This window comes from Pseudomonas sp. PvP100 (assembly GCF_017833055.1).
In the GTDB taxonomy this organism is placed as follows: Bacteria; Pseudomonadota; Gammaproteobacteria; order Pseudomonadales; family Pseudomonadaceae; genus Aquipseudomonas; species Aquipseudomonas syringae.
Genome location: NZ_JAFIBO010000001.1, coordinates 2,531,395 through 2,550,493 on the forward strand (window position 1 = coordinate 2,531,395; position 19,099 = coordinate 2,550,493).

Sequence of the window (19,099 nt, forward strand, 5' to 3'; positions counted from 1 at the left end):
ATAAGACTGCGCCTGTCAGAGCCACTGGGCACTCCGAGTCTTGCTTTCAAATTCGAGATGAGCCGAGTTCGCTGAAATCGACCGGCACTCGCCACAGATACCAGGCGGCGATGGTTCGGTAAGGCGCGAAGCGCTCGGCAAGCCGGGCCATTTGCCGGTGCGACGGCTTGAGTTGCAGAGCATACAGTCGCCGGTAGCCTTCGCACACGCCGAAATCGCTGGCTGGCATCACATCCAGCTGACCGAGCCCGTAGATGAGCATCATCTCCACGGTCCAGCGGCCCACGCCCGGTAGCTGGATCAGGCGTTCGACCAGCGCCTCGTTGCCCATCGCCAGCGCAGCACTGACCTCAGGCACCAGACCGTCCAGCCGCGCCTCAGCAATCGCCTTGATCGCCCGGCATTTGGACGCCGAGAAGCCACAGGAGCGCAGCGCCTGATCATCCAGATCGACCAGTGCCTGCGCGCCCGGAAAGCTGACCTCTGGAAGGCTGTCATCCAGAAACAACGCACGCAGCCTCCTGACCATCGCATCGCCCGCCCTGGCATGCAATTGCTGATAGGCGACCGCCTTGACCAGCGCCTGAAACGGGTCCTGCGCTGCGCTGACCGGATGCAGACAAGGGCCGACATGGTCGATCAACGACTGCCATTGCACGTCTATGGACCTAAGCGCCGCGACCGCCTCAGCATGCTCGCGGTCAGCGCTGTGTGATTTTGATGACATGATGACTTCCAGATTGAAGCGGCCAGGCGGGCAAACAGGGTTTACGCAGAGGCGGAAATGATCGCTGATTTGCGAAGACCGCGGAACGTTCAAAACACCGTGACCGATTACCTGAACCTGACCTGAACGACCTGCCAAAAACGCAAAGCCGATAAAAAACAACTACCCGCATTCAAGAATGAGTATCATTATGTTACGCAGTGTTTCCGGCCTACGACCCGCTGAGACACGTTCACCCTACAGCTTTGACTCGGTGAGATATGCTTGTTCCCTTTTTGATCATGCTGCGCGAAGGCATCGAAGCCGCGCTCATCGTTGGCATTATCGCCAGTTACCTGAAGCAGACCGGCCGCGGCGAGTGGATGCCTGCGGTGTGGATCGGCGTATTTCTGGCTGCCGCGCTCTCGCTGTTCGTCGGCGGCGGGCTTGAGTTGATGAGCGCCGAGTTTCCGCAGAAGCAGCAGGAACTGTTCGAAGGCATCGTCGGCCTGATCGCCGTCGGCATTCTCAGCTCCATGGTGTTCTGGATGCGCAAGGTCGCACGGTCGATAAAAAACGCGCTGCATGAATCACTCGATGCCGCCCTCACCGGCTCGAAAAACCAGACCTACGCGCTGATTGCCATGGTGTTTTTCGCCGTGGCCCGCGAAGGCCTGGAGACCGTCTTCTTTCTGCTCGCCGTGTTCCAGCAGAGCGACGGCTCCGGCGCGCCGCTGGGCGCCCTGCTCGGCCTGTTACTGGCAGTCGCTTTCGGTGTGGCCATCTACAGCGGCAGCATGCGCCTCAACCTGAGCCTGTTTTTCCGCTGGACCGGGTTGTTCATTCTGGTAGTGGCGGCGGGCATCCTCGCCAACTCCGTCCAGGCACTGCATGAAGCCGGGGTCTGGAATCACCTGCAGGAAGTGGTTTTCGACATCAGTGCGCTGCTGCCGATGGATGGCCCTGCCGGTTCGGTACTGGCGGGCATGTTCGGTTACCAGGACGCGCCGACGGTCAGCACCCTGACTGCCTACCTGATTTATCTGATCGGGGCGCTGCTGCTGTTCTTCAAGCCGCACACCCCGGCCGCTGGCAAGGTCATGCAGCCAAACACATCTTCTGTTACGAACGAATAAGGGCCTCCATGTCTAACCGTCCCTCAGGGCCTTCCGGGAAAGCCCGGCCGCCCCGTGTCCTGCGATTGGCAGTCGCCGGCTCAGTGATCCTGATGATCGCCGCAGGCGGGCTGTTCTACTACGCCTCGCAGGTCGCGGCCAAAAAGCGCGCGGCCAATGCCGGTACTGAGACCGTGGTTAATATCCACGCTCATAACTGCGAACCGAACGCCTTGACGGTCGCTGCGGGCAAGAACGCCTTTCGCATCGTCAACCGCTCGGAACGCGCCGTCGAATGGGAAATTCTCGATGGCGTGCTGGTGATTGAAGAGCGGGAAAACATCGCGCCAGGGCTGAGCCAGGTGATCAATGCCAACCTGACGCCCGGTGATTACACGATTACTTGCGGTCTGCTGAGTAATCCGCGCGGCACCTTGCACGTCACGCCGACGGCAGAGTCCGACGCCAAGGCCAAGGCGCGTCCGTCCATGACCGCCTTCATCGGGCCGCTCTCCGAGTACCGCGTGTACCTGAGCCTGCAAAGCTCGGCGCTGATCAAGGCCGTCACCGCCCTGCAACAGGCCATTGATGCCGGCGACCTGAGCGCCGCCCAGGCGGCCTACCTGCCCGCCCGCGCCGTCTACCAGCGCATCGCACCGGCTGCACAGCGCCTTGCCGAGCTGGACAATGCGATCAATGCCCGCGCCGACTATTACGAGAAACGTGAACAGGATCCTGGCTTCGGCGGCTTTCACCGAATTGAATATGGCCTGTACGAGCTACACAGCGTCGAGGGCCTGGCGCCGGTCGCGCAGCGTCTGCAAACCGACGTCACCCAGCTCAAGCAACAGTTGATGGCGCAATCGCTGGCGCCCGAACAGCTGGCGGCCATTGCCACGCGCACCCTGCGCAGCCTGGCTGAGGTACGCAGCAACGGCGAAGAGGAACGCTACAGCCACAGCGACCTCAACGGCTTTGCCGCCAACCTGGACGGCACCCGCAAGATCGTCGACCTGCTGCGGCCGTTGCTGGCCCGCAGTGCGGGTGATCTGTTGCAGAAGATCGACGCAGCCATGGCTGATCTGGACACCACGCTCGATGCGTTGAGCAGCGCCGATGGCGGCGTACGCCCCTACGATCAGGTGGATAAGGCGCAGCGTCAGCAGATCGCCGCCAAGGCTGGCGCTCTGGCTGACGCGCTCAATGGCATCGACCCGGCACTCGGCCTCTCCGGCCTTTGATTTACTGGAGCACAGCACGATGAAAAATCCGGACAGCAATTCAGACACGAGCAATGCTCCGGCCTCCCTGCAACGCCGCCGCGTTCTGATGGGGCTCGGCGCTGCAGGGGCCGCGCTGGCTGGCAGCAGCCTGAGTGGCAACGCACTTGCCGCAGCACCTGCGCAGGTCGCCGAAGCGCCGAACAGTGAGAAAACGCAGGACCACAACGAGTTTCACGGCCTGCATCAGAGCGGCATCGTCAACCCGCGCCCTGCTGCGGGCATGCTGGTAGCGTTCGATGTTCTGGCCGCCGACCGTGAGGACCTGGAACGTCTGTTTCGCACCCTGAACGAGCGCATCGCGTTCCTGATGACCGGTGGCCCGGTGCCGGAGATCGATCCGAAACTGCCACCGCCGGACTCGGGCATTCTCGGTCCGGTGGTGACCCCGGACAACCTGACCATCACCGTGTCGGTAGGCGAGTCGCTGTTCGACGAGCGTTTCGGTCTGACCCCAATCAAGCCGAAACGCCTGAGCCGCATGACCGGTTTCCCCAACGATGCGCTGGATCCGGCCAGTTGCCATGGCGACCTGAGCATTCAGTTCTGCGCCAACACTGCCGACAGCAACATCCATGCGCTGCGCGACATCGTCAAGAACCTGCCCGACCTGCTGTTGGTGCGCTGGAAACAGGAAGGCACCGTGCCGCCCCAGGCACCGAAGAAACCCGGTCAGCCGCCGGAAAGCGCGCGCAACTTCCTGGGTTTCCGAGATGGCTCGGCGAACCCGGATTCCAACAACCAGAAGACCATGAACGAACTGGTCTGGGTGCAGCCGGGCAGCGACGAACCGGCCTGGGCCGCCAACGGGAGCTATCAGGCGGTGCGCATCATCCGCAACTTCGTCGAGCGCTGGGACCGCACGCCCTTGCAGGAGCAGGAGTCGATTTTCGGCCGCAGCAAAAGCACCGGCGCGCCCATGGACGGCAAAGTCGAGAGCGATGTGCCCAACTACGCAGCCGACCCGGAAGGCAAGAAAACCCGACTGGATTCGCACATCCGCCTGGCCAACCCGCGTACCGCCGAAAGCCAGCGCAACCTGATACTGCGCCGCCCGTTCAATTACTCCAATGGAGTGAACAAGAACGGTCAACTGGACATGGGCCTGCTGTTCATCTGCTATCAGGCCGATCTGGAAAAAGGCTTCATTACGGTACAGAGCCGGCTTAACGGCGAGCCGCTGGAGGAGTACCTCAAGCCGGTCGGTGGCGGCTATTTCTTCACCCTCCCGGGGGTAACCGGCGACCAGGATTTCATCGGTCGCTCGCTGCTGGCGGCCGTATCGTCCACTCAAAACGCATGACCTATCCACTCCTGACCCGGAAGACACTCATGAAAAAGACGCCCCTGGCTTTGCTCCTGACCCTTGGCCTGCTCCAGACTCCACTGGCGGCCTTCGCCGCCACCGCGCCGCTGGATCTGGTAGGCCCGGTGTCGGACTACAAGATCTACGTGACCGAGAACATCGAAGAACTGGTCAGCCACACCCAGAAATTCACCGATGCCGTGAAAAAAGGCGACATCGCGACAGCCAAAAAGCTCTACGCCCCTACTCGCGTGTACTACGAGTCGGTAGAGCCGATTGCCGAACTGTTCAGTGACCTGGACGCGTCCATCGACTCACGCGTCGACGACCATGAACAAGGCGTTACGGCGGAAGACTTCACCGGCTTCCATCGCCTGGAGTATGCGCTGTTCTCGCAGAACACCACCAAGGATCAGGGCCCTATCGCCGACAAGCTGTTGAGCGACGTCAAAGACCTGGAAAAGCGCGTGGCCGAACTGACCTTCCCGCCTGAAAAAGTCGTCGGCGGCGCCGCAGCCCTGCTGGAAGAAGTGGCAGCGACCAAGATCTCCGGCGAAGAAGACCGTTACAGCCACACTGACCTGTATGACTTCCAGGGCAACATCGATGGTGCGAAGAAAATCGTCGACCTGTTCCGCCCGCAGATCGAACAGCAGGACAAAGCCTTCTCGAGCAAAGTCGACAAAAACTTCGCCACCGTGGACAAAATCCTCGCCAAGTACAAGACCAAGGACGGTGGCTTTGAAACCTACGACAAGGTCAAAGAGAACGACCGCAAAGCCCTGATCGGCCCGGTCAACACCCTGGCAGAAGACCTCTCGACCCTGCGCGGCAAACTGGGCCTGAATTGATCTGAAGCGCCGCGCCTGCCCAAGGTGCGGCTCTTTGCCCTGCCCGGTGGTCACTGCACCTGAGTGTGACGCAGAGCGTCACGAACTGCATTTCCCACGCGGAGCATGAGGAACGATAATCTCACTACCGCCATCGTGCGACGCTCTGCGTCGCATGCCGTTCGGGACGCTCTGCGTCCGCTCCTAGATCCCGCTGAACCAGTTGTACCCCTGATCCTCCCAATACCCCCCAGGATTCTCGTTACTGACGAAAATCTCCACGATGTGCTTGGGATTCTTGAAGCCAAGCTTGGTCGGCACCCGCACCCGCAACGGGTAACCGTAATCAGGTGGCAGCGCCACTTCACCAAAGTCCAGCGCAAGCAACGTCTGCGGATGCAACGCAGTGGGCATATCCAGGCTCGAGTAATAGCGGTCCGCGCACTTGAAACCGACAAAACGCGCCGTCGTGTCAGCGCCGATATACTCCAGGAACGTCTTCAGCGGCACGCCGCCCCACTGCCCTATCGCACTCCAGCCCTCGATGCAGATCAACCGCGTGATGTCCGTGCGTTGCGGCAGTTTGCGCAGCGCCTCCAGCGTCCACGGCTGCTTGTCCCGCACCAGCCCCGACACCGCCAGTTGGTAATCGGAAAGGTCCAGCTCCGGCACATTGTATTCAGGGTAGAACGCATTGAACGGGAACGGATTGGTCAACTGCGCCTTGCTGTAGGTCGGCGCCAGCTTCTGGCCGTTGAACAGCCAGGCCTGAACCCGGTCATTCCAGCGCGACATGGCCCACAGCACTTTATCGACCTGATCGCCATCCTGCAGGTTGCAGCCTGTGAGCATCGACATCGCGCCCACGGTCAGCCCGGCGCGCAAAAACGAGCGGCGCTGAATATCGACCAGCTGGCGCTCTTGCGCGGGCTCAAGGCGGATACGCTGAGTGATGCGTTTACGTGGTTCGTTCATGATTGCGCAGTTCCGTCTTCGTTCGGCTGGCGGCCGCCGGTAATCATCGGCAGCAAAGTACTGGGCACCAGCACGACCAGCAGCAGATGGACGATGACGAACGCGCCGATGGCGGTCATCGCCCCGAAATGTACCCAACGGGCGAAATCGAATCCGCCCAGCAGACTGACCAGCTCCTGAAACTGCACCGGTTTCCAGATAGCCAGACCGGACAGCACCACCAGCACGCCCATGGCCAGCACCAACCAGTACATCAACCGTTGCACGGCGTTGTAACGGCCTTTGACGTGGACCAGTCGAAAACGTAACGCGTCACTCATGTCACGCGTCACTTCGGACGGCCGGACCGGCAACAGGTCGCGTTTGAAATGGCGGCTGAACACGCCATACAACACATAAATCAGACCGTTGATGACCAACAGCCACATCACCGCGAAGTGCCAGGCAATGGAACCGCCCAGCCAGCCGCCGAGTGTCAAGAATTTGGGAAAGGTGAACGGCATCAGTGGCGATGCGTTGTAGATCGCCCAACCGCTCATGAACATACAGACCATGCCCACGGCATTGACCCAGTGGGTCAGGCGCACCGGCCACGGATGGATGGGGCGGGTTTTCATGTCGAGATCCCTCTGATCAGGCCTGGAAAAGGCTGTCAGGGGCAGCCTTGCGCCCCTGACAGCTCTGGCGGTGATTACATCGGCGGGGTGAAACCGCCTTTGCCGACGGCCACACCACGAGCGGACTTGCCGTCGTCAGCCGGGAACACCACGACCTTGGCGCCCTTGGTCAACTGGTCGACCTTGCCTGGCTCGACGTAGGCGATAGGCACATCCTGCGGCACCACCAGTTTCTTCTCGCCACCCTCGTATTTGACGGTCAGCGTGCGGCCATCGGTGCCAGCCAACGTGCCAACGGTGCCATTGGTCATGGTGCCGGTGCTGCCATCAGCGTTTTCCCAGCCATAGTGACCTTCGCCACTGCCTTTGAGGCTCGCCTCAAAAACGGTCACTTCCAGCGCTTTCAGCGTGCCGTCCGCCTGCGGGATGGCAGCCGAACCGACAAAGCTGTCGCCTTTGATTTGCTTGAAGTCAGCTTCGGACACAAGACGAATACCGGTCTTGTCAGTCAGCTTGATACTTTCGTGCTGACCCGAACGGGTGGTGAAATCGAGGGTGTCGGCGCTGACGCTGTCGACGGTCCCACGCATCGGTTTGACCACCTTCATGTCGGCAGCCTGGGTCATGACAGCGGCACTGAGCAACAGCAGGCCGAATGTAGTAGAGAGTGCAGTCTTCATCGGTACTTCCTTGGCAGGTGAGATCTGAAACCCATCTTTGCACCGCTACCGGCACCGCAGAATGACCGGGCAATGACATTTTTGTCATTCGTCGGACACCTTGTCGGCAACTGGTTAGACTCCGGCATCGGCGCACCATGGGTGCAGGCAAAAGCGTAGCGGACAAAACGATGCATATCCTGCTGATTGAAGATGACACCAAAACCGGCGAGTACCTGAAGAAGGGTCTGGGTGAGTCCGGCTACAAGGTGGACTGGACCCAGCACGGGGCCGACGGCCTGCACCTGGCGCTGGAAAACCGCTATGACCTGATCGTGCTGGACGTGATGCTGCCGGGCATCGATGGCTGGCAAATCATCGAAGTACTGCGCGCCCGGCAGGACGTGCCAGTGCTGTTTCTGACCGCGCGCGACCAGTTGCAGGACCGGATTCGCGGCCTGGAACTGGGTGCCGACGATTATCTGGTCAAGCCGTTTTCCTTCACTGAACTGCTGCTGCGCATCCGCACCATCCTGCGCCGGGGCGTGGTACGCGAGGCGGACCACTTTCATCTGGCCGATCTGGAACTGGACCTGCTGCGCCGCCGCGTAACGCGCCAGCAACAGGTCATCGTGCTGACCAACAAGGAGTTCGCCCTGTTGCACCTTTTATTGCGCCGCGAAGGCGACGTACTGTCCAGGGCACAGATTGCCTCGGAAGTCTGGGACATGAATTTCGACAGCGACACCAATGTCGTGGACGTCGCCATCAAGCGCCTGCGCAGCAAGGTGGACCTGCCCTACCCGGTCAAACTCATCCACACCGTGCGTGGCATCGGTTATGTGTGCGAGGTGCGGCCATGCGACGCCAGCCTTCCCTGACCCTGCGCTCGACCCTGGCCTTTGCCTTGGTGGCGATGCTCACCGTCAGCGGCGCAGGCCTGTACCTGTATCAGTCAATCGAAGAAACGGTCATGCAGCGCAGCGACCATGCCGTGCTCGCGCGGCTGGACCACTTTCGCAAGCTGCTGCGCTATGACTTGACCATGGACAACCTCAAAGGCAGTCCGCAGCTGTTCGAGAACATGCTCGACAGCGAAGAAGATATCTTCATCATCGGCGAGCCAGGCAAATCACCAGTGATCTCGGTCAACCCGCAGCACGCGCCCCTGCCGGAGCTGCCGACCGTGGCGCAGGACCAGCCGCTGCGGGTCGACGACCTGCGCAGCGGCATGAGCCTGCAAGGCGTGCCGTTACGCGCTGCTGCCGTTCAGGTGATGTCCAACGGTGTCGAAGTACGTTTGCAGGCCGCGCACCTGATGGTCAAGGAAATGGCCATGCTCGCCAGCTTCCGTCAGCGCATCTATATAGCCGTGGCCCTGGCGTTTCTGATCACCGCAGCCTTGGGGTATGTGCTGCTGCGTCGCGGCTTGCGTCCGCTGCGCAGAATGGCCGCCCATGCCGCCGCAATCACCCCGGCCAGCCTGCACAAACGCCTCGACAGCCGCGATACGCCCGTCGAGCTGCAACAACTGAGCGACGCCTTCAACGCCATGCTTGACCGTCTGGACGATGGCTACCGACGCCTGATGCAGTTTTCTGCCGATCTGGCCCACGAAATCCGCACACCCGTCGGCTCGCTGATGGGCCACTGTCAGGTCGCCTTGCGCCAGAACCGCAGCGCCGATGAATATCAGGCGCTACTGGCCTCCAATCTGGAAGAGCTGGAGCGCATCTCGCGGCTGGTAGAAAGCATTCTGTTTCTGGCACGGGCGGACGAAGCCCAAGCCGCGCTGGAACGTCAGTCGCTGGATCTGCATGATGAGCTGCAACGGGTCGCCGGCTATTTCGAGGGGCTGGCCGAAGAACGCAATCTGACCCTGAGCACCCACGGACAAGGCACGCTGCTGGCCGATCCGATTTTGCTGCGGCGTGCATTGAGCAATCTGGTCGCCAATGCGATTCGCTACGCCGATGAAGACAGCGAGATTCTGATGCGGGTGACGGCTGTGGACAGGCACTGGAAGATCGATGTGGAGAACCAGGGACCGGTGCTGCCGGAAGCCACACTCGCGCGCTTGTTCGATCGTTTCTATCGCGGTGACGCCTCACGCCATGAGCGTTCGGATTCCAACGGCCTGGGGCTGGCGATCGTCACGGCAATCATGCAACTGCACGGCGGTCGGGTCGAAGTCGATCAACCCGCCGTCGGCAGAATCTGCTTCAGTCTGATATTCCCGGCGGCCTGAAGCCTGCGGTGCGCGAGGATCAATTCTTTTTCTCGTGGGCAATGGCCAGCTTGTAGAAGGTGGCCGAGCCGCCTTCCGTGGTGTAGCCGGTATTGTCCTGGGTATAGACCCCTGCCTTGAAGTAGAACAGTTTGCTGGCCCAGGCTGAATCCAGCTTGGCGTACCAGACTGCGTCAAAGGCATTGACCGTCAGATCGCCAGATGGCGACAGGTTGATGGTGTAGTTGAACTGCTTATCGAGCGGCACACCCTGGGCGATGGTGATGACCTCGATTTCCGAGTCCGGCGTACGACGAAACTTGGCGACGATGTTACCGGTCTGCAGCTTCTCCTTGTACTGATACTCCACCTTCAGCAGCGGTTCGGTGCTCTGGTAGCAGTGGATCTGACCGATCACGATCTTGCCGCTGGAAGGCACCTGATCAACTTCCAGGGTGGCGCGCAGAAAGTTGTCGGCACTGGAATAGGCCCAGTTGAAGACTCTTCCGTCTGAAGTCGTCTCGCGCAATTCGGAACGCGGGTACTTGGCGTTTTCGGTGGTTGAACCCGTCACCGGCGCCCAGAAGAACAGCGTATCCCCGGATTGAAAATAGCCATCCCGATAGCCCTTTACCAATTTGGGGGTTTCGATGATGGTCGCGGGGCTTCCGACAGGTACGGAGAGATTCCAGGTAGCAAGGTCGATCATCGCGTAGCTCGCAAGGTGCGTATCACGCACCAACTGAATGGCTCTGGAACGGGTGTGCTGGCCCGTTTGGTCATCCAGACTATCGGCTTAATCGTTTATTTTTAAAACAGACCCGACAACGCTTTGGCGTCAACAAAACGTCTAAAAATAGCCAATGCCATCACTCCGATATCAATTGTTGCAGTGCAGCAATGTGCCACTGTCGAGCTACAAGCGTTGATTAACGTGAAGAAGTGTTTTGTGAAGCGCGTCATTTTTTTGAATGTATCGAGTCCGCCACAGCGCGAAAAACCGCAAATTACCGACAGACGGTAGCGATTATCTTCAGGATAAATGAACTTCCGCCGCTTGAAGCGTACCAAGGCGACCCTTTTAGAGCGTCACGTCGTCTCAAAACACGTTTTTAACGGGTTAGAAAGAAAGCGCCTCCGCCGGGCAGCTTCGGGTTGACTGTAAGCAGTTGTTACGGGATATTAGTTAGCAAGCTATTTATATCCCTACTAACAATATTGCTCCTAACTAAATTCCTGGTGTTTCCATGTCTGTCGAATACCTGCATCGGACAATCAGCAGTGGCCTGGTGGCCGCGTCTCGCCAATGGCGACGCATCTGCCAGAACACGCTGGTGACCTATGGCATTTCCGAAGCCTGCGCAGGTCCGCTGTTGGCCATCGCACGCCTGGGCGATGGCGCACATCAGGTAAAAGTCGCCCAGGCGGCCGGCATGGAGAGCCCGACGCTGGTGCGTCTGCTCGACCAATTGTGCAAGGCCGATATCGTTTGTCGCACCGAAGATCCGAATGACCGCCGCGCCAAGGCCTTGAGCCTGACGCGCAAAGGTCGCGCACTGGCGTGTGCCATCGAAGCCGAGCTGACCCGCTTGCGTGCCGAAGTGCTGCACGGGCTGCAACCTGCCGACCTGGAGGCCACCTTGCGGGTGTTACAGGCGTTTGCCGATGCGGCGCAGCGCGAACACGGGGGCCAGGCTTGAACGGATTTTTCTCCAGCGTTCCACCTGCACGCGACTGGTTCTACGGTGTACGCACCTTCGGCGCGTCGATGCTGGCGCTGTACATCGCATTATTGATGGAAATGCCTCGCCCCTACTGGGCAATGGCCACGGTGTACATCGTCTCCAGCCCCTTCGTCGGCCCGACCAGTTCCAAGGCCCTGTACAGAGCAGCCGGAACCCTGGCCGGTGCAGCGGCCTCGGTCGTGCTGGTGCCCATGTTCGTGCAGACGCCGTTGTTGCTGGCCATCGTGGTCGGGCTGTGGACCGGTACCCTGTTGTTTCTGTCCCTGCACTTGCGCACCGCCAACAGCTACGCATTGATGCTCGCCGGCTACACCATGCCGCTGATTTCGCTGCCGGTGGTCGACAACCCGCAGGCTGTATTCGACATCGCGGTGTCGCGTACCGAAGAGATTTTTCTCGGCATCATCTGCGCCGCTGTCGTGGGTGCGATGTTCTGGCCCAGACGCCTGGCGCCGGTGTTTCAGGCCACCACGGAAAAGTGGTTCAGCGATGCCGCGACCTACAGTCAGCGTTTTATCAGCCGCACCTGTCAGCCCGAAGAAATCGGTACGCTGCGCAATTCGATGGTCGGCAGCTTCAACTCGCTGGAAATGATGATCGGCCAGTTGAGCCACGAAGGCGCCCGCAAGCAAACCGTGCGCAACGCCAATGAACTGCGCGGCCGGATGATCCACCTCTTGCCGGTCATCGATGCGCTGGACGACGCGCTGTGGGCGCTGGAGCGACGCACGCCCGAGCTGCTGGCCAGCCTCAAACCCTTGTTGCACAAGGCTTGCGACTGGCTTGAAAGCACTGCCGACGGGCCACAGGTGGAGCAATGGCAGCAGTTGCACCGCGATCTGCAGAGCCTGCAACCGGACTCCGCGCAACTGGACGACCGCAATCAACTGCTGCTTTCCAATACGCTGTTCAGGCTGGGTGAGTGGATCGATCTGTGGCTGGATTGCCGAACCCTGCAATACGCGATCAAGACCGACGATCAGTCACAGTGGCGCGCGGTCTATCGCCACTGGCGCCTGGGCCGGCTGACCCCGTTTCTCGACCGCGGTCTGATGCTCTATTCGGTGACCTCGACAGTACTGGCGATCATCGCCGCGTCGGTGTTGTGGATTCTGCTCGGCTGGAAAGACGGCGCAAGTGCCGTGGCACTGGCGGCGGTGTCGTGCAGCTTCTTCGCCGCCATGGACGACCCTGCTCCGCAAATCTACCGGTTCTTCTTCTGGACCCTGCTCTCGGTGGTGTTCGCCAGCCTGTACCTGTTTGTGGTGCTGCCCAACCTGCGTGACTTCCCGATGCTGGTGCTGGCCTTCGCAGTGCCGTTCATATGCGTCGGGACCCTGACCGTGCAGCCGCGCTTCTTTCTCGGCACGCTGCTGACCATCGTCAACACCTCGTCGTTCATCAGTATCCAGAGCGCTTATGACGCGGACTTCATGAACTTCCTCAATTCCAACCTGGCGGGTCCTGCCGGGCTGCTGTTCGCCTTCATCTGGACCCTGGTGTTCCGCCCGTTCGGCGTCGAACTGGCCGTCAAGCGTCTGACCCGTTTCAGTTGGCGTGACATCGCCAGTCTCAGTGAAAACGCTTCGCTGGCCGAGCATCGGCGCATGGGCGTGCAAATGCTCGACCGCCTGATGCAGCAACTGCCGCGCCTGACGCTCACCGCCCAGGACACCGGGATTGCCCTGCGTGAACTGCGCGTCGCGCTGAACATGCTCGACCTGCTGGCCTACACCCGCCGTGCCACGCCTGGGGCCCAGGTACTGCTGCGTCAGGTAATCGACGAAGTCAGCGGCTATTTCAAACAGTGCCGCAAGGCCGGTGAACGGCTGCCGGCGCCCAGAGGCCTGCTGATGGCCATGGACCGCGCACGCCGTTCACTGACCGATCAGGAGATGGGCGACAACCCGGCCCGACTGCACCTGCTGCATGCTCTCAGCGGCCTGCGCCTGGCGCTGCTGCCGGGGGTCGAAATCGTCACCGTGGGCGGCGAACTGACCGAGCAACTGCCGCACAACATCGATGGAGCGCCCCTGTGATCGGTGATCTGGATATCAGCGGGATCTTCATACCCACGTTCCTGGCGATGATGGGCATCGCCTATCTGCTGTTTCTGGTCGTGCACACGATGCTGTCGCGTGCCCACTTCTACCGTCTGGTCTGGCACCGGGCTTTGTTCAACGTAGGTCTATACGCTTTGTTGCTCGGCGCCGTGGATACTCTAAGTCGATACCTGATGACATGAAAAAACCGATACTGACACTGGGCCGTGTGGTCCTGACCCTGCTGGTTGTCACCTTGGCCGCCGTGGTCGTATGGCGCATGGTGATGTATTACATGTATGCACCGTGGACGCGGGACGGGCATATCCGCGCCGACATCGTGCAGATCGCACCGGACGTGTCCGGGCTGATCCAGAAGGTCGAAGTCACTGACAACCAGCCTGTGCACAAGGGCCAGGTCCTGTTCACCATCGATCAGGACCGCTTCCGTCTGGCACTGCGCCAGGCGCAGGCGACGGTCGCCGAACGTCAGGAAACCTGGGAGCAGGCACGCCGTGAGAACAAACGTAACCGGGGCCTGGGCAATCTGGTCGCCCGCGAACAACTGGAAGAAAGCCAGTCACGCGAAGCCCGAGCCCTTTCGGCACTGGGCGAATCAAAGGTTGCGGTGGATGCCGCGCAGTTGAACCTGGATCGCTCGGTGATCCGCAGTCCGGTGGACGGCTACCTCAACGACCGCGCCCCCCGCGAACATGAGTTCGTCACTGCCGGGCGTCCGGTGCTCTCAGTGGTCGATTCGACGTCGTTCCACATCGATGGCTATTTCGAGGAAACCAAGCTCGATGGCATCCATGTCGGCCAGGGCGTCGACATCCGTGTCATCGGCGACAACGCGCGGCTGACCGGCCATGTGGTGAGCATCGTTGCCGGTATCGAAGACCGCGATCGCAGCAGCGGCTCGAACCTGCTGCCCAACGTCAACCCGGCCTTCAGTTGGGTGCGTCTGGCGCAGCGGATTCCGGTGCGGATTGCCTTCGATGACGTGCCTGCCGATTTTCGCATGATTGCCGGGCGTACCGCGACGGTGTCGATTATCGCCGACACGCAGGAGCGCAGCCGATGAAACGTGCTTTACGCGTGGCCGCGCTCGGCTTTACCGCCGTGCTGTCGGCCTGCCAGATGGTCGGTCCGGATTACCAGTTGCCCAAAGACGGCGCGATCAATCGCCCTGACTTGCAGGGTGAACTGGCTGGTCGCTCGGTCAACACGGTTTCGGCCCCGGTGCCTGCTCACTGGTGGCGCCTGTACCAGGATGCGCGTCTGGATGAGCTGGTGGGCCAAGCCATCGCTTCCAATACCGACCTGCGCATCGCTGCCGCCAACCTGCAGCGTGCCCGCTATCAGACCTCGGAAGCCGAGGCGGCCGGCGGCTTTACCAACGGTGCGAAGATCGGCGCGCAGCGCGTGCAGGAGTCTGGCGAGGCGTTTCTGCTGACCGACAAGGTGCCGGTGGCCAATGTCGGCGACGTGGGTCTGACCACTTCGTACCAGTTCGATCTGTTCGGCACCTTGCAGCGTGGCATCGAAGCGGCGCAGGCCAATGTCGATGCCAATCAGGCGGCGGTGGATACGGCACGTATCACGGTGGTCGCCGATGTAGTGCGCGCCTACACGCAGATTTGTGCGGCCAATGAAGAGCTCGACATCGCCCGCGAATCGCTGGAATTGCAAAAACAGAGTGTGTCCCTCAACCAGCGCCTGCGTGATGCCGGGCGTGGCGATGAAACCCAGGTCACTCGTTCGCAGACGCAGTTCAAGTCATTGCGCGCCGAAATGCCCCGTTACGAGGCGCGTCGTCAGGCTGCGATGTTCCGCCTGTCGATGTTGCTGGCCAAACCTGTCGAGCAACTGCCCGCCGGGGTCAGCACCTGCAACCAGTTGCCGCATATTGCGCAGGTCATGCCGGTGGGCGACGGCGCAGCACTGCTCAAACGCCGCCCGGATGTGCGTCAGGCTGAACGCCATCTGGCGATGTCGACTGCCGAGATCGGCGTTGCCACCGGCGAGCTGTATCCGGACATCAGCATCGGCGCGAGCATTGGCACCACCGGCCTGATCGAGAACCTTGGCAAGCCGGCGGCCAATCGCTGGGGCTTCGGGCCGCTGCTGAACTGGACTATCCCGTCCAACGGCTCACGCGCCCGCATCCATCAGGCCGAAGCCTCGGCGCAAGCTGCGCTGGCGCGCTTTGACGGTGTGGTGCTCAATGCCATCCGTGAAACCCAGACCGGTCTGGCGCAATACACCGCCCTGCTCGACCGCCGCGACGCGCTCAAAGACGCCGAGCAATCTGCCAAGGAAGCGGCTGACCAGACACACCGTTTCTATCAGGCCGGACGCGCCTCGTTCCTCGCCGATCTGCAGGCTACGCGCACTTACACTGACGTACGCGCGCAGATGGCCGAAGCCAACACGCAGGTGGCGATGGGGCAGATCAATCTGTTTCTGGCTCTCGGCGGCGGCTGGGAGAAGGATGACGTGGCGCAGCAGTAGGATGGGCGTTCGCCTCGCCATCAGGCGTGGTTCGGATTGATCAGTGCCCTGAGGACATGGTCTTCCCAGACGCCGGCAATTTTCAGGTAGGCACGGGCATAGCCTTCCTGTTCGAAGCCAAGCGACTGCAGAAGTCGCTGACTTTTCAGGTTGTGTGGCAGGTGGTTGGCCATGATTCGATGCAGGCCCATGTGTTCGAAGCAGTAGCGATTGGTGACCTCCAGTGACCTTTTCATCAAGCCCTGCCCCTGAGCGGTTTCTGCCAGTGAGAAGCCGAGGTTGCAGGCCTGGAAAGCGCCTCTCACGATGTTGGTGTAGCTGCAGCGTCCCAGCAATTCTCCGTCCGGAGCGGTGATAAGGAAAAAAAACGCGCTGCCGACCTGCATGCTTTCCCATTGCTGCTGGACCCTTGACCGGGCGTTTTCGAGAATGAAATAGTCATCGTCCCTTAGCGGTTCCCAAGGCTGCAGATGCTGGCGATGGGTATTTTCATAACGGTTGATCAGCTCGGCATCATCAAATGCCAATTTTCTGAGAGAAAAGTTCTCGCCTGCATACTGCATGTTTACTCCCCGTGTCAGTCACTACCCGGATTATCGTTTCTACGCTCCAGCGTGGGAATGCAGTTCGTGACGCTCTGCGTCACACGGCGGTTTTTCTTTGTCAGGTGGATTTGGGTTCGGCTCAGGTCACCTTTTCGCCCCTCGGCGACCTACTTTGATGGGGCCAAAGTAGGCAAAACCCGCAGTTCCGTTTCCGGCCCGACTTCGTCGGGTTCCTTCGCCCTGGCACTGATCCGTCACCTACGTCGCAATTTGCGTCGTTAGTGCCACCGTGATCGAAAAGCATTTCGGTGGCAGTGGCGGCGATTTTGACTATCGTTCCTCACTCCGCGTGGGAATGCAGGTCGTGACGCTCCGCGTCACACAGCGGTTTTCTTTGTCAGGTGGATTGAAGTTCGACTCAGGTCACCTTTACGGGCGCTGTAACGGCCTTTTCGCCATCAAGCGAAGCGTCGCCCGGCTCGCTCCCGCAAGTATTGTGCGCTTGCACTCAACCACACAATGCTCCTAGGCTCTCCCGATCTTTGATTCGGGAAGCACCATGGACAGCTCTCTCAGCCGCCGCGAGCGGTTGCATATTGTTATTTTCGAGGCCAATACGCCTGCCGGGCGGACGTTTGACAAGGCGGTGCTGGTCGCGATTCTGCTCAGTCTGCTGGTCACTATCATCGATAGCATCGAGAGTATTCATCGTGATTACGCGATGCTTTTCGCATGGATCGAATGGGGCTTCACGCTGATGTTTGCCATCGAATACATGCTGCGCCTGTATTGCTCGCCGCGGCCGCTGAAGTACGCATTCAGTTTCTACGGATTGGTGGACCTGCTGGCGATCGTGCCGGGCGTGCTGTCTATCTATTACAGCGATGCGCAATACCTGCTGATCGTGCGGATCATCCGTATGCTGCGGATTTTCAGGGTGCTCAAGCTCGGCACCTACCTGCGGCAGGCCAATTACCTGCTGGCGGCGCTGCGTGGCAGCAAGCAGAAGATCATCGTGTTCCTGGTCACGGTGTCTACGCTGGTCACCGTGTTCGGCACGCTGATGTATGTGATCGAAGGTCCGGAGCATGGTTTCACCAGCATTCCCAAAGGCATTTACTGGGCTATCGTGACCCTGACGACGGTGGGCTTTGGCGATATCGTGCCCAAGACTCCACTCGGCCAGATGCTCTCCTCGCTGGTGATGATTACCGGTTACTCGATCATCGCCGTGCCCACCGGGATATTCACCGCCGAGCTGGCCAACGCCATGCGCGGCGAGCAGTTGAAACACGACTGCCCGGTGTGCTCGAAAAACCTTCACGAGCACGGCGCGGCGTTCTGCTCACGCTGCGGCAATCAATTGTTCAAAAAAACAGAGCACACGGTATAAGCAAAGATCTTTTCGGTCTTTAAACCGCAGGCGCGATGCTGATAGTGTCGCGGCATTACGCCATCAGGCTGATCACACGACTCTTCATCTCAAGGACCCTGCAGTGAATAAACTCTTCGCCGCCTCGCTACTGGCCGCCGGCCTGGCTTTTGCCAGCGCTGCCCAGGCAGCTCCAACGCTGCTCAACGTCTCCTATGACGTGATGCGTGATTTCTACAAGGACTACAACAGCGCCTTCCAGAAACACTGGAAAGACGAGAAGAATGAAGATGTGACCGTGCAGATGTCCTTCGGCGGATCGAGCAAGCAAGCGCGTTCGGTCATCGACGGGCTGCCGGCTGACGTGATCACCATGAACATGGCCACTGACATCAACGCCCTGGCCGACAATGGCAAGCTGGTGCCGGAAGACTGGGTCAGCCGCCTGCCGAACAACAGCGCGCCCTTCACCTCGGCCACGGTGTTCATCGTGCGCAAGGGCAACCCGAAGGCGATCAAAGACTGGCCGGACCTGATCAAGGATGGCGTGGAAGTCATCGTGCCCAACCCGAAAACCTCGGGCAACGGCCGCTACACCTACCTCTCGGCCTGGGGTTACACCTTGAAAAAAGGCGGCGATGAAGCGGCGGCGAAGAAATTCGTCGGTGATCTGTTCAGCCATGTGCCAGTCCTTGATACCGGCGGCCGTGGTGCGACCACAACGTTCATGACCAACCAGATCGGCGACGTGCTGGTCACCTTCGAGAACGAAGCGGAAATGATCGCCCGCGAATTCGGTCGCGATCAGTTCGAAGTGGTTTACCCCTCCGTGTCGGCAGAAGCCGAGCCACCGGTGAGTGTGGTCGACAAGGTGGTGGACAGGAAGCAGTCGCGCGCCCTGGCCGAAGCCTACCTGAAATACCTGTGGTCACCGGAAGGCCAGGAGATCGCTGCCAAAAACTACCTGCGCCCGCGTGATCCGCAGGTGCTGGCCAAGTACACCGATCGCTTCCCGAAAGTGGACTTCCTCTCGGTGGAGAAAACCTTCGGTGACTGGCGCACGGTGCAGAAGACCCACTTCATCGACGGCGGTGTGTTCGACCAGATCTATCCGGGCAAATAAACCGCTCAGGCAATGCAAAACGGCGACCTTCGAGGTCGCCGCT

At 60.3% G+C, this 19,099-nt stretch carries 19 protein-coding genes; 13 read left to right on the top strand and 6 right to left on the bottom strand.

From position 1 onward, the window contains the following. Positions 1-46: 46 nt before the first annotated feature. Positions 47-727: a DNA-3-methyladenine glycosylase gene (locus JOE39_RS10620; RefSeq protein ID WP_057445505.1), complete on the bottom strand. Its 681-nt coding sequence runs from the start codon at positions 725-727 to the stop codon at positions 47-49. Between the two features lie 260 nt (positions 728-987). Between JOE39_RS10620 and efeU the strand changes: the two genes are divergently transcribed. The 4 genes from efeU to efeO (JOE39_RS10640) are packed head-to-tail and all read left to right on the top strand — an operon-like array spanning position 988 to position 5,258. Continuing rightward, a complete protein-coding gene (gene efeU, locus JOE39_RS10625) occupies positions 988-1,842 on the top strand; it encodes an iron uptake transporter permease EfeU (protein WP_024662311.1) in 855 nt (284 codons plus the stop codon). A gap of 8 nt (positions 1,843-1,850) precedes the next feature. Next, a complete protein-coding gene (gene efeO / locus JOE39_RS10630) occupies positions 1,851-3,062 on the top strand; it encodes an iron uptake system protein EfeO (protein WP_096113157.1) in 1,212 nt (403 codons plus the stop codon). 19 nt (positions 3,063-3,081) lie between these two features. After that, entirely contained in the window at positions 3,082-4,404 is a 1,323-nt protein-coding gene (gene efeB, locus JOE39_RS10635; protein WP_024649333.1) for an iron uptake transporter deferrochelatase/peroxidase subunit, read from the top strand. Between the two features lie 29 nt (positions 4,405-4,433). Then, positions 4,434-5,258: an iron uptake system protein EfeO gene (gene efeO / locus JOE39_RS10640; protein ID WP_003427240.1), complete on the top strand. Its 825-nt coding sequence runs from the start codon at positions 4,434-4,436 to the stop codon at positions 5,256-5,258. A gap of 183 nt (positions 5,259-5,441) precedes the next feature. Here efeO (JOE39_RS10640) and JOE39_RS10645 read toward each other — a convergent pair whose 3' ends face one another. The 3 genes from JOE39_RS10645 to JOE39_RS10655 all read right to left on the bottom strand — a co-directional run bounded on the left by JOE39_RS10645 (position 5,442) and on the right by JOE39_RS10655 (position 7,509). Continuing rightward, positions 5,442-6,212 carry a molybdopterin-dependent oxidoreductase gene (locus JOE39_RS10645; protein WP_003344155.1) on the bottom strand — a complete coding sequence of 257 codons (771 nt, stop codon included), beginning with the start codon at positions 6,210-6,212 and terminating at the stop codon, positions 5,442-5,444. Next, complete coding sequence (locus tag JOE39_RS10650) at positions 6,209-6,829, bottom strand: cytochrome b/b6 domain-containing protein (protein ID WP_003427555.1); 621 nt, start codon at positions 6,827-6,829, stop codon at positions 6,209-6,211. The genes JOE39_RS10645 and JOE39_RS10650 overlap by 4 nt, the downstream gene beginning before the upstream one ends. Positions 6,830-6,903: 74 nt before the next feature. After that, positions 6,904-7,509 (bottom strand): hypothetical protein, encoded by a 606-nt coding sequence (locus JOE39_RS10655; RefSeq protein WP_003427552.1) that lies wholly within the window; start codon positions 7,507-7,509, stop codon positions 6,904-6,906. Between the two features lie 170 nt (positions 7,510-7,679). On the opposite strand from JOE39_RS10655, the gene JOE39_RS10660 reads away from it, so the two are divergent. Together JOE39_RS10660 and JOE39_RS10665 are read left to right on the top strand one after the other, a co-directional pair. Next, positions 7,680-8,369 (top strand): heavy metal response regulator transcription factor, encoded by a 690-nt coding sequence (locus tag JOE39_RS10660; protein ID WP_002554192.1) that lies wholly within the window; start codon positions 7,680-7,682, stop codon positions 8,367-8,369. Next, on the top strand, positions 8,348-9,736 hold the full coding sequence (locus JOE39_RS10665) for a heavy metal sensor histidine kinase (protein WP_096113159.1): 1,389 nt from the start codon (positions 8,348-8,350) through the stop codon (positions 9,734-9,736). The genes JOE39_RS10660 and JOE39_RS10665 overlap by 22 nt, the downstream gene beginning before the upstream one ends. Positions 9,737-9,755: 19 nt before the next feature. Here JOE39_RS10665 and JOE39_RS10670 read toward each other — a convergent pair whose 3' ends face one another. Beyond that, positions 9,756-10,424 (bottom strand): polysaccharide lyase family 7 protein, encoded by a 669-nt coding sequence (locus JOE39_RS10670; RefSeq protein WP_016568558.1) that lies wholly within the window; start codon positions 10,422-10,424, stop codon positions 9,756-9,758. A 538-nt stretch (positions 10,425-10,962) separates the two neighbouring features. Here JOE39_RS10670 and JOE39_RS10675 point away from each other — a divergent pair. Genes JOE39_RS10675 through JOE39_RS10695 form a run of 5 tightly spaced genes read left to right on the top strand, consistent with a single transcriptional unit; the run spans position 10,963 to position 16,016 of the window. After that, positions 10,963-11,415 (top strand): MarR family transcriptional regulator, encoded by a 453-nt coding sequence (locus JOE39_RS10675; protein ID WP_096113160.1) that lies wholly within the window; start codon positions 10,963-10,965, stop codon positions 11,413-11,415. Beyond that, the gene (locus tag JOE39_RS10680) at positions 11,412-13,499 is read left to right on the top strand and encodes an FUSC family protein (protein ID WP_210077388.1); all 2,088 of its coding nucleotides are present in this window, start codon (positions 11,412-11,414) and stop codon (positions 13,497-13,499) included. The genes JOE39_RS10675 and JOE39_RS10680 overlap by 4 nt, the downstream gene beginning before the upstream one ends. Continuing rightward, positions 13,496-13,705, top strand: coding sequence for a DUF1656 domain-containing protein (locus JOE39_RS10685; protein ID WP_044313274.1), 210 nt, complete (start codon positions 13,496-13,498; stop codon positions 13,703-13,705). The genes JOE39_RS10680 and JOE39_RS10685 overlap by 4 nt, the downstream gene beginning before the upstream one ends. Beyond that, entirely contained in the window at positions 13,702-14,586 is an 885-nt protein-coding gene (locus JOE39_RS10690; RefSeq protein ID WP_210077386.1) for an HlyD family secretion protein, read from the top strand. The genes JOE39_RS10685 and JOE39_RS10690 overlap by 4 nt, the downstream gene beginning before the upstream one ends. Further along, positions 14,583-16,016 carry an efflux transporter outer membrane subunit gene (locus JOE39_RS10695; protein ID WP_024961084.1) on the top strand — a complete coding sequence of 478 codons (1,434 nt, stop codon included), beginning with the start codon at positions 14,583-14,585 and terminating at the stop codon, positions 16,014-16,016. The genes JOE39_RS10690 and JOE39_RS10695 overlap by 4 nt, the downstream gene beginning before the upstream one ends. A 20-nt stretch (positions 16,017-16,036) precedes the next feature. On the opposite strand, the gene JOE39_RS10700 is transcribed toward JOE39_RS10695, so the two are convergent. Beyond that, positions 16,037-16,579, bottom strand: coding sequence for a GNAT family N-acetyltransferase (locus tag JOE39_RS10700; RefSeq protein WP_044313275.1), 543 nt, complete (start codon positions 16,577-16,579; stop codon positions 16,037-16,039). Between the two features lie 541 nt (positions 16,580-17,120). Between JOE39_RS10700 and JOE39_RS10705 the strand changes: the two genes are divergently transcribed. Then, on the top strand, positions 17,121-17,954 hold the full coding sequence (locus tag JOE39_RS10705) for an ion transporter (RefSeq protein ID WP_024662275.1): 834 nt from the start codon (positions 17,121-17,123) through the stop codon (positions 17,952-17,954). Between the two features lie 103 nt (positions 17,955-18,057). Continuing rightward, positions 18,058-19,056, top strand: coding sequence for a sulfate ABC transporter substrate-binding protein (locus JOE39_RS10710; RefSeq protein ID WP_016568561.1), 999 nt, complete (start codon positions 18,058-18,060; stop codon positions 19,054-19,056). The last annotated feature ends 43 nt before the right edge of the window (positions 19,057-19,099 follow it).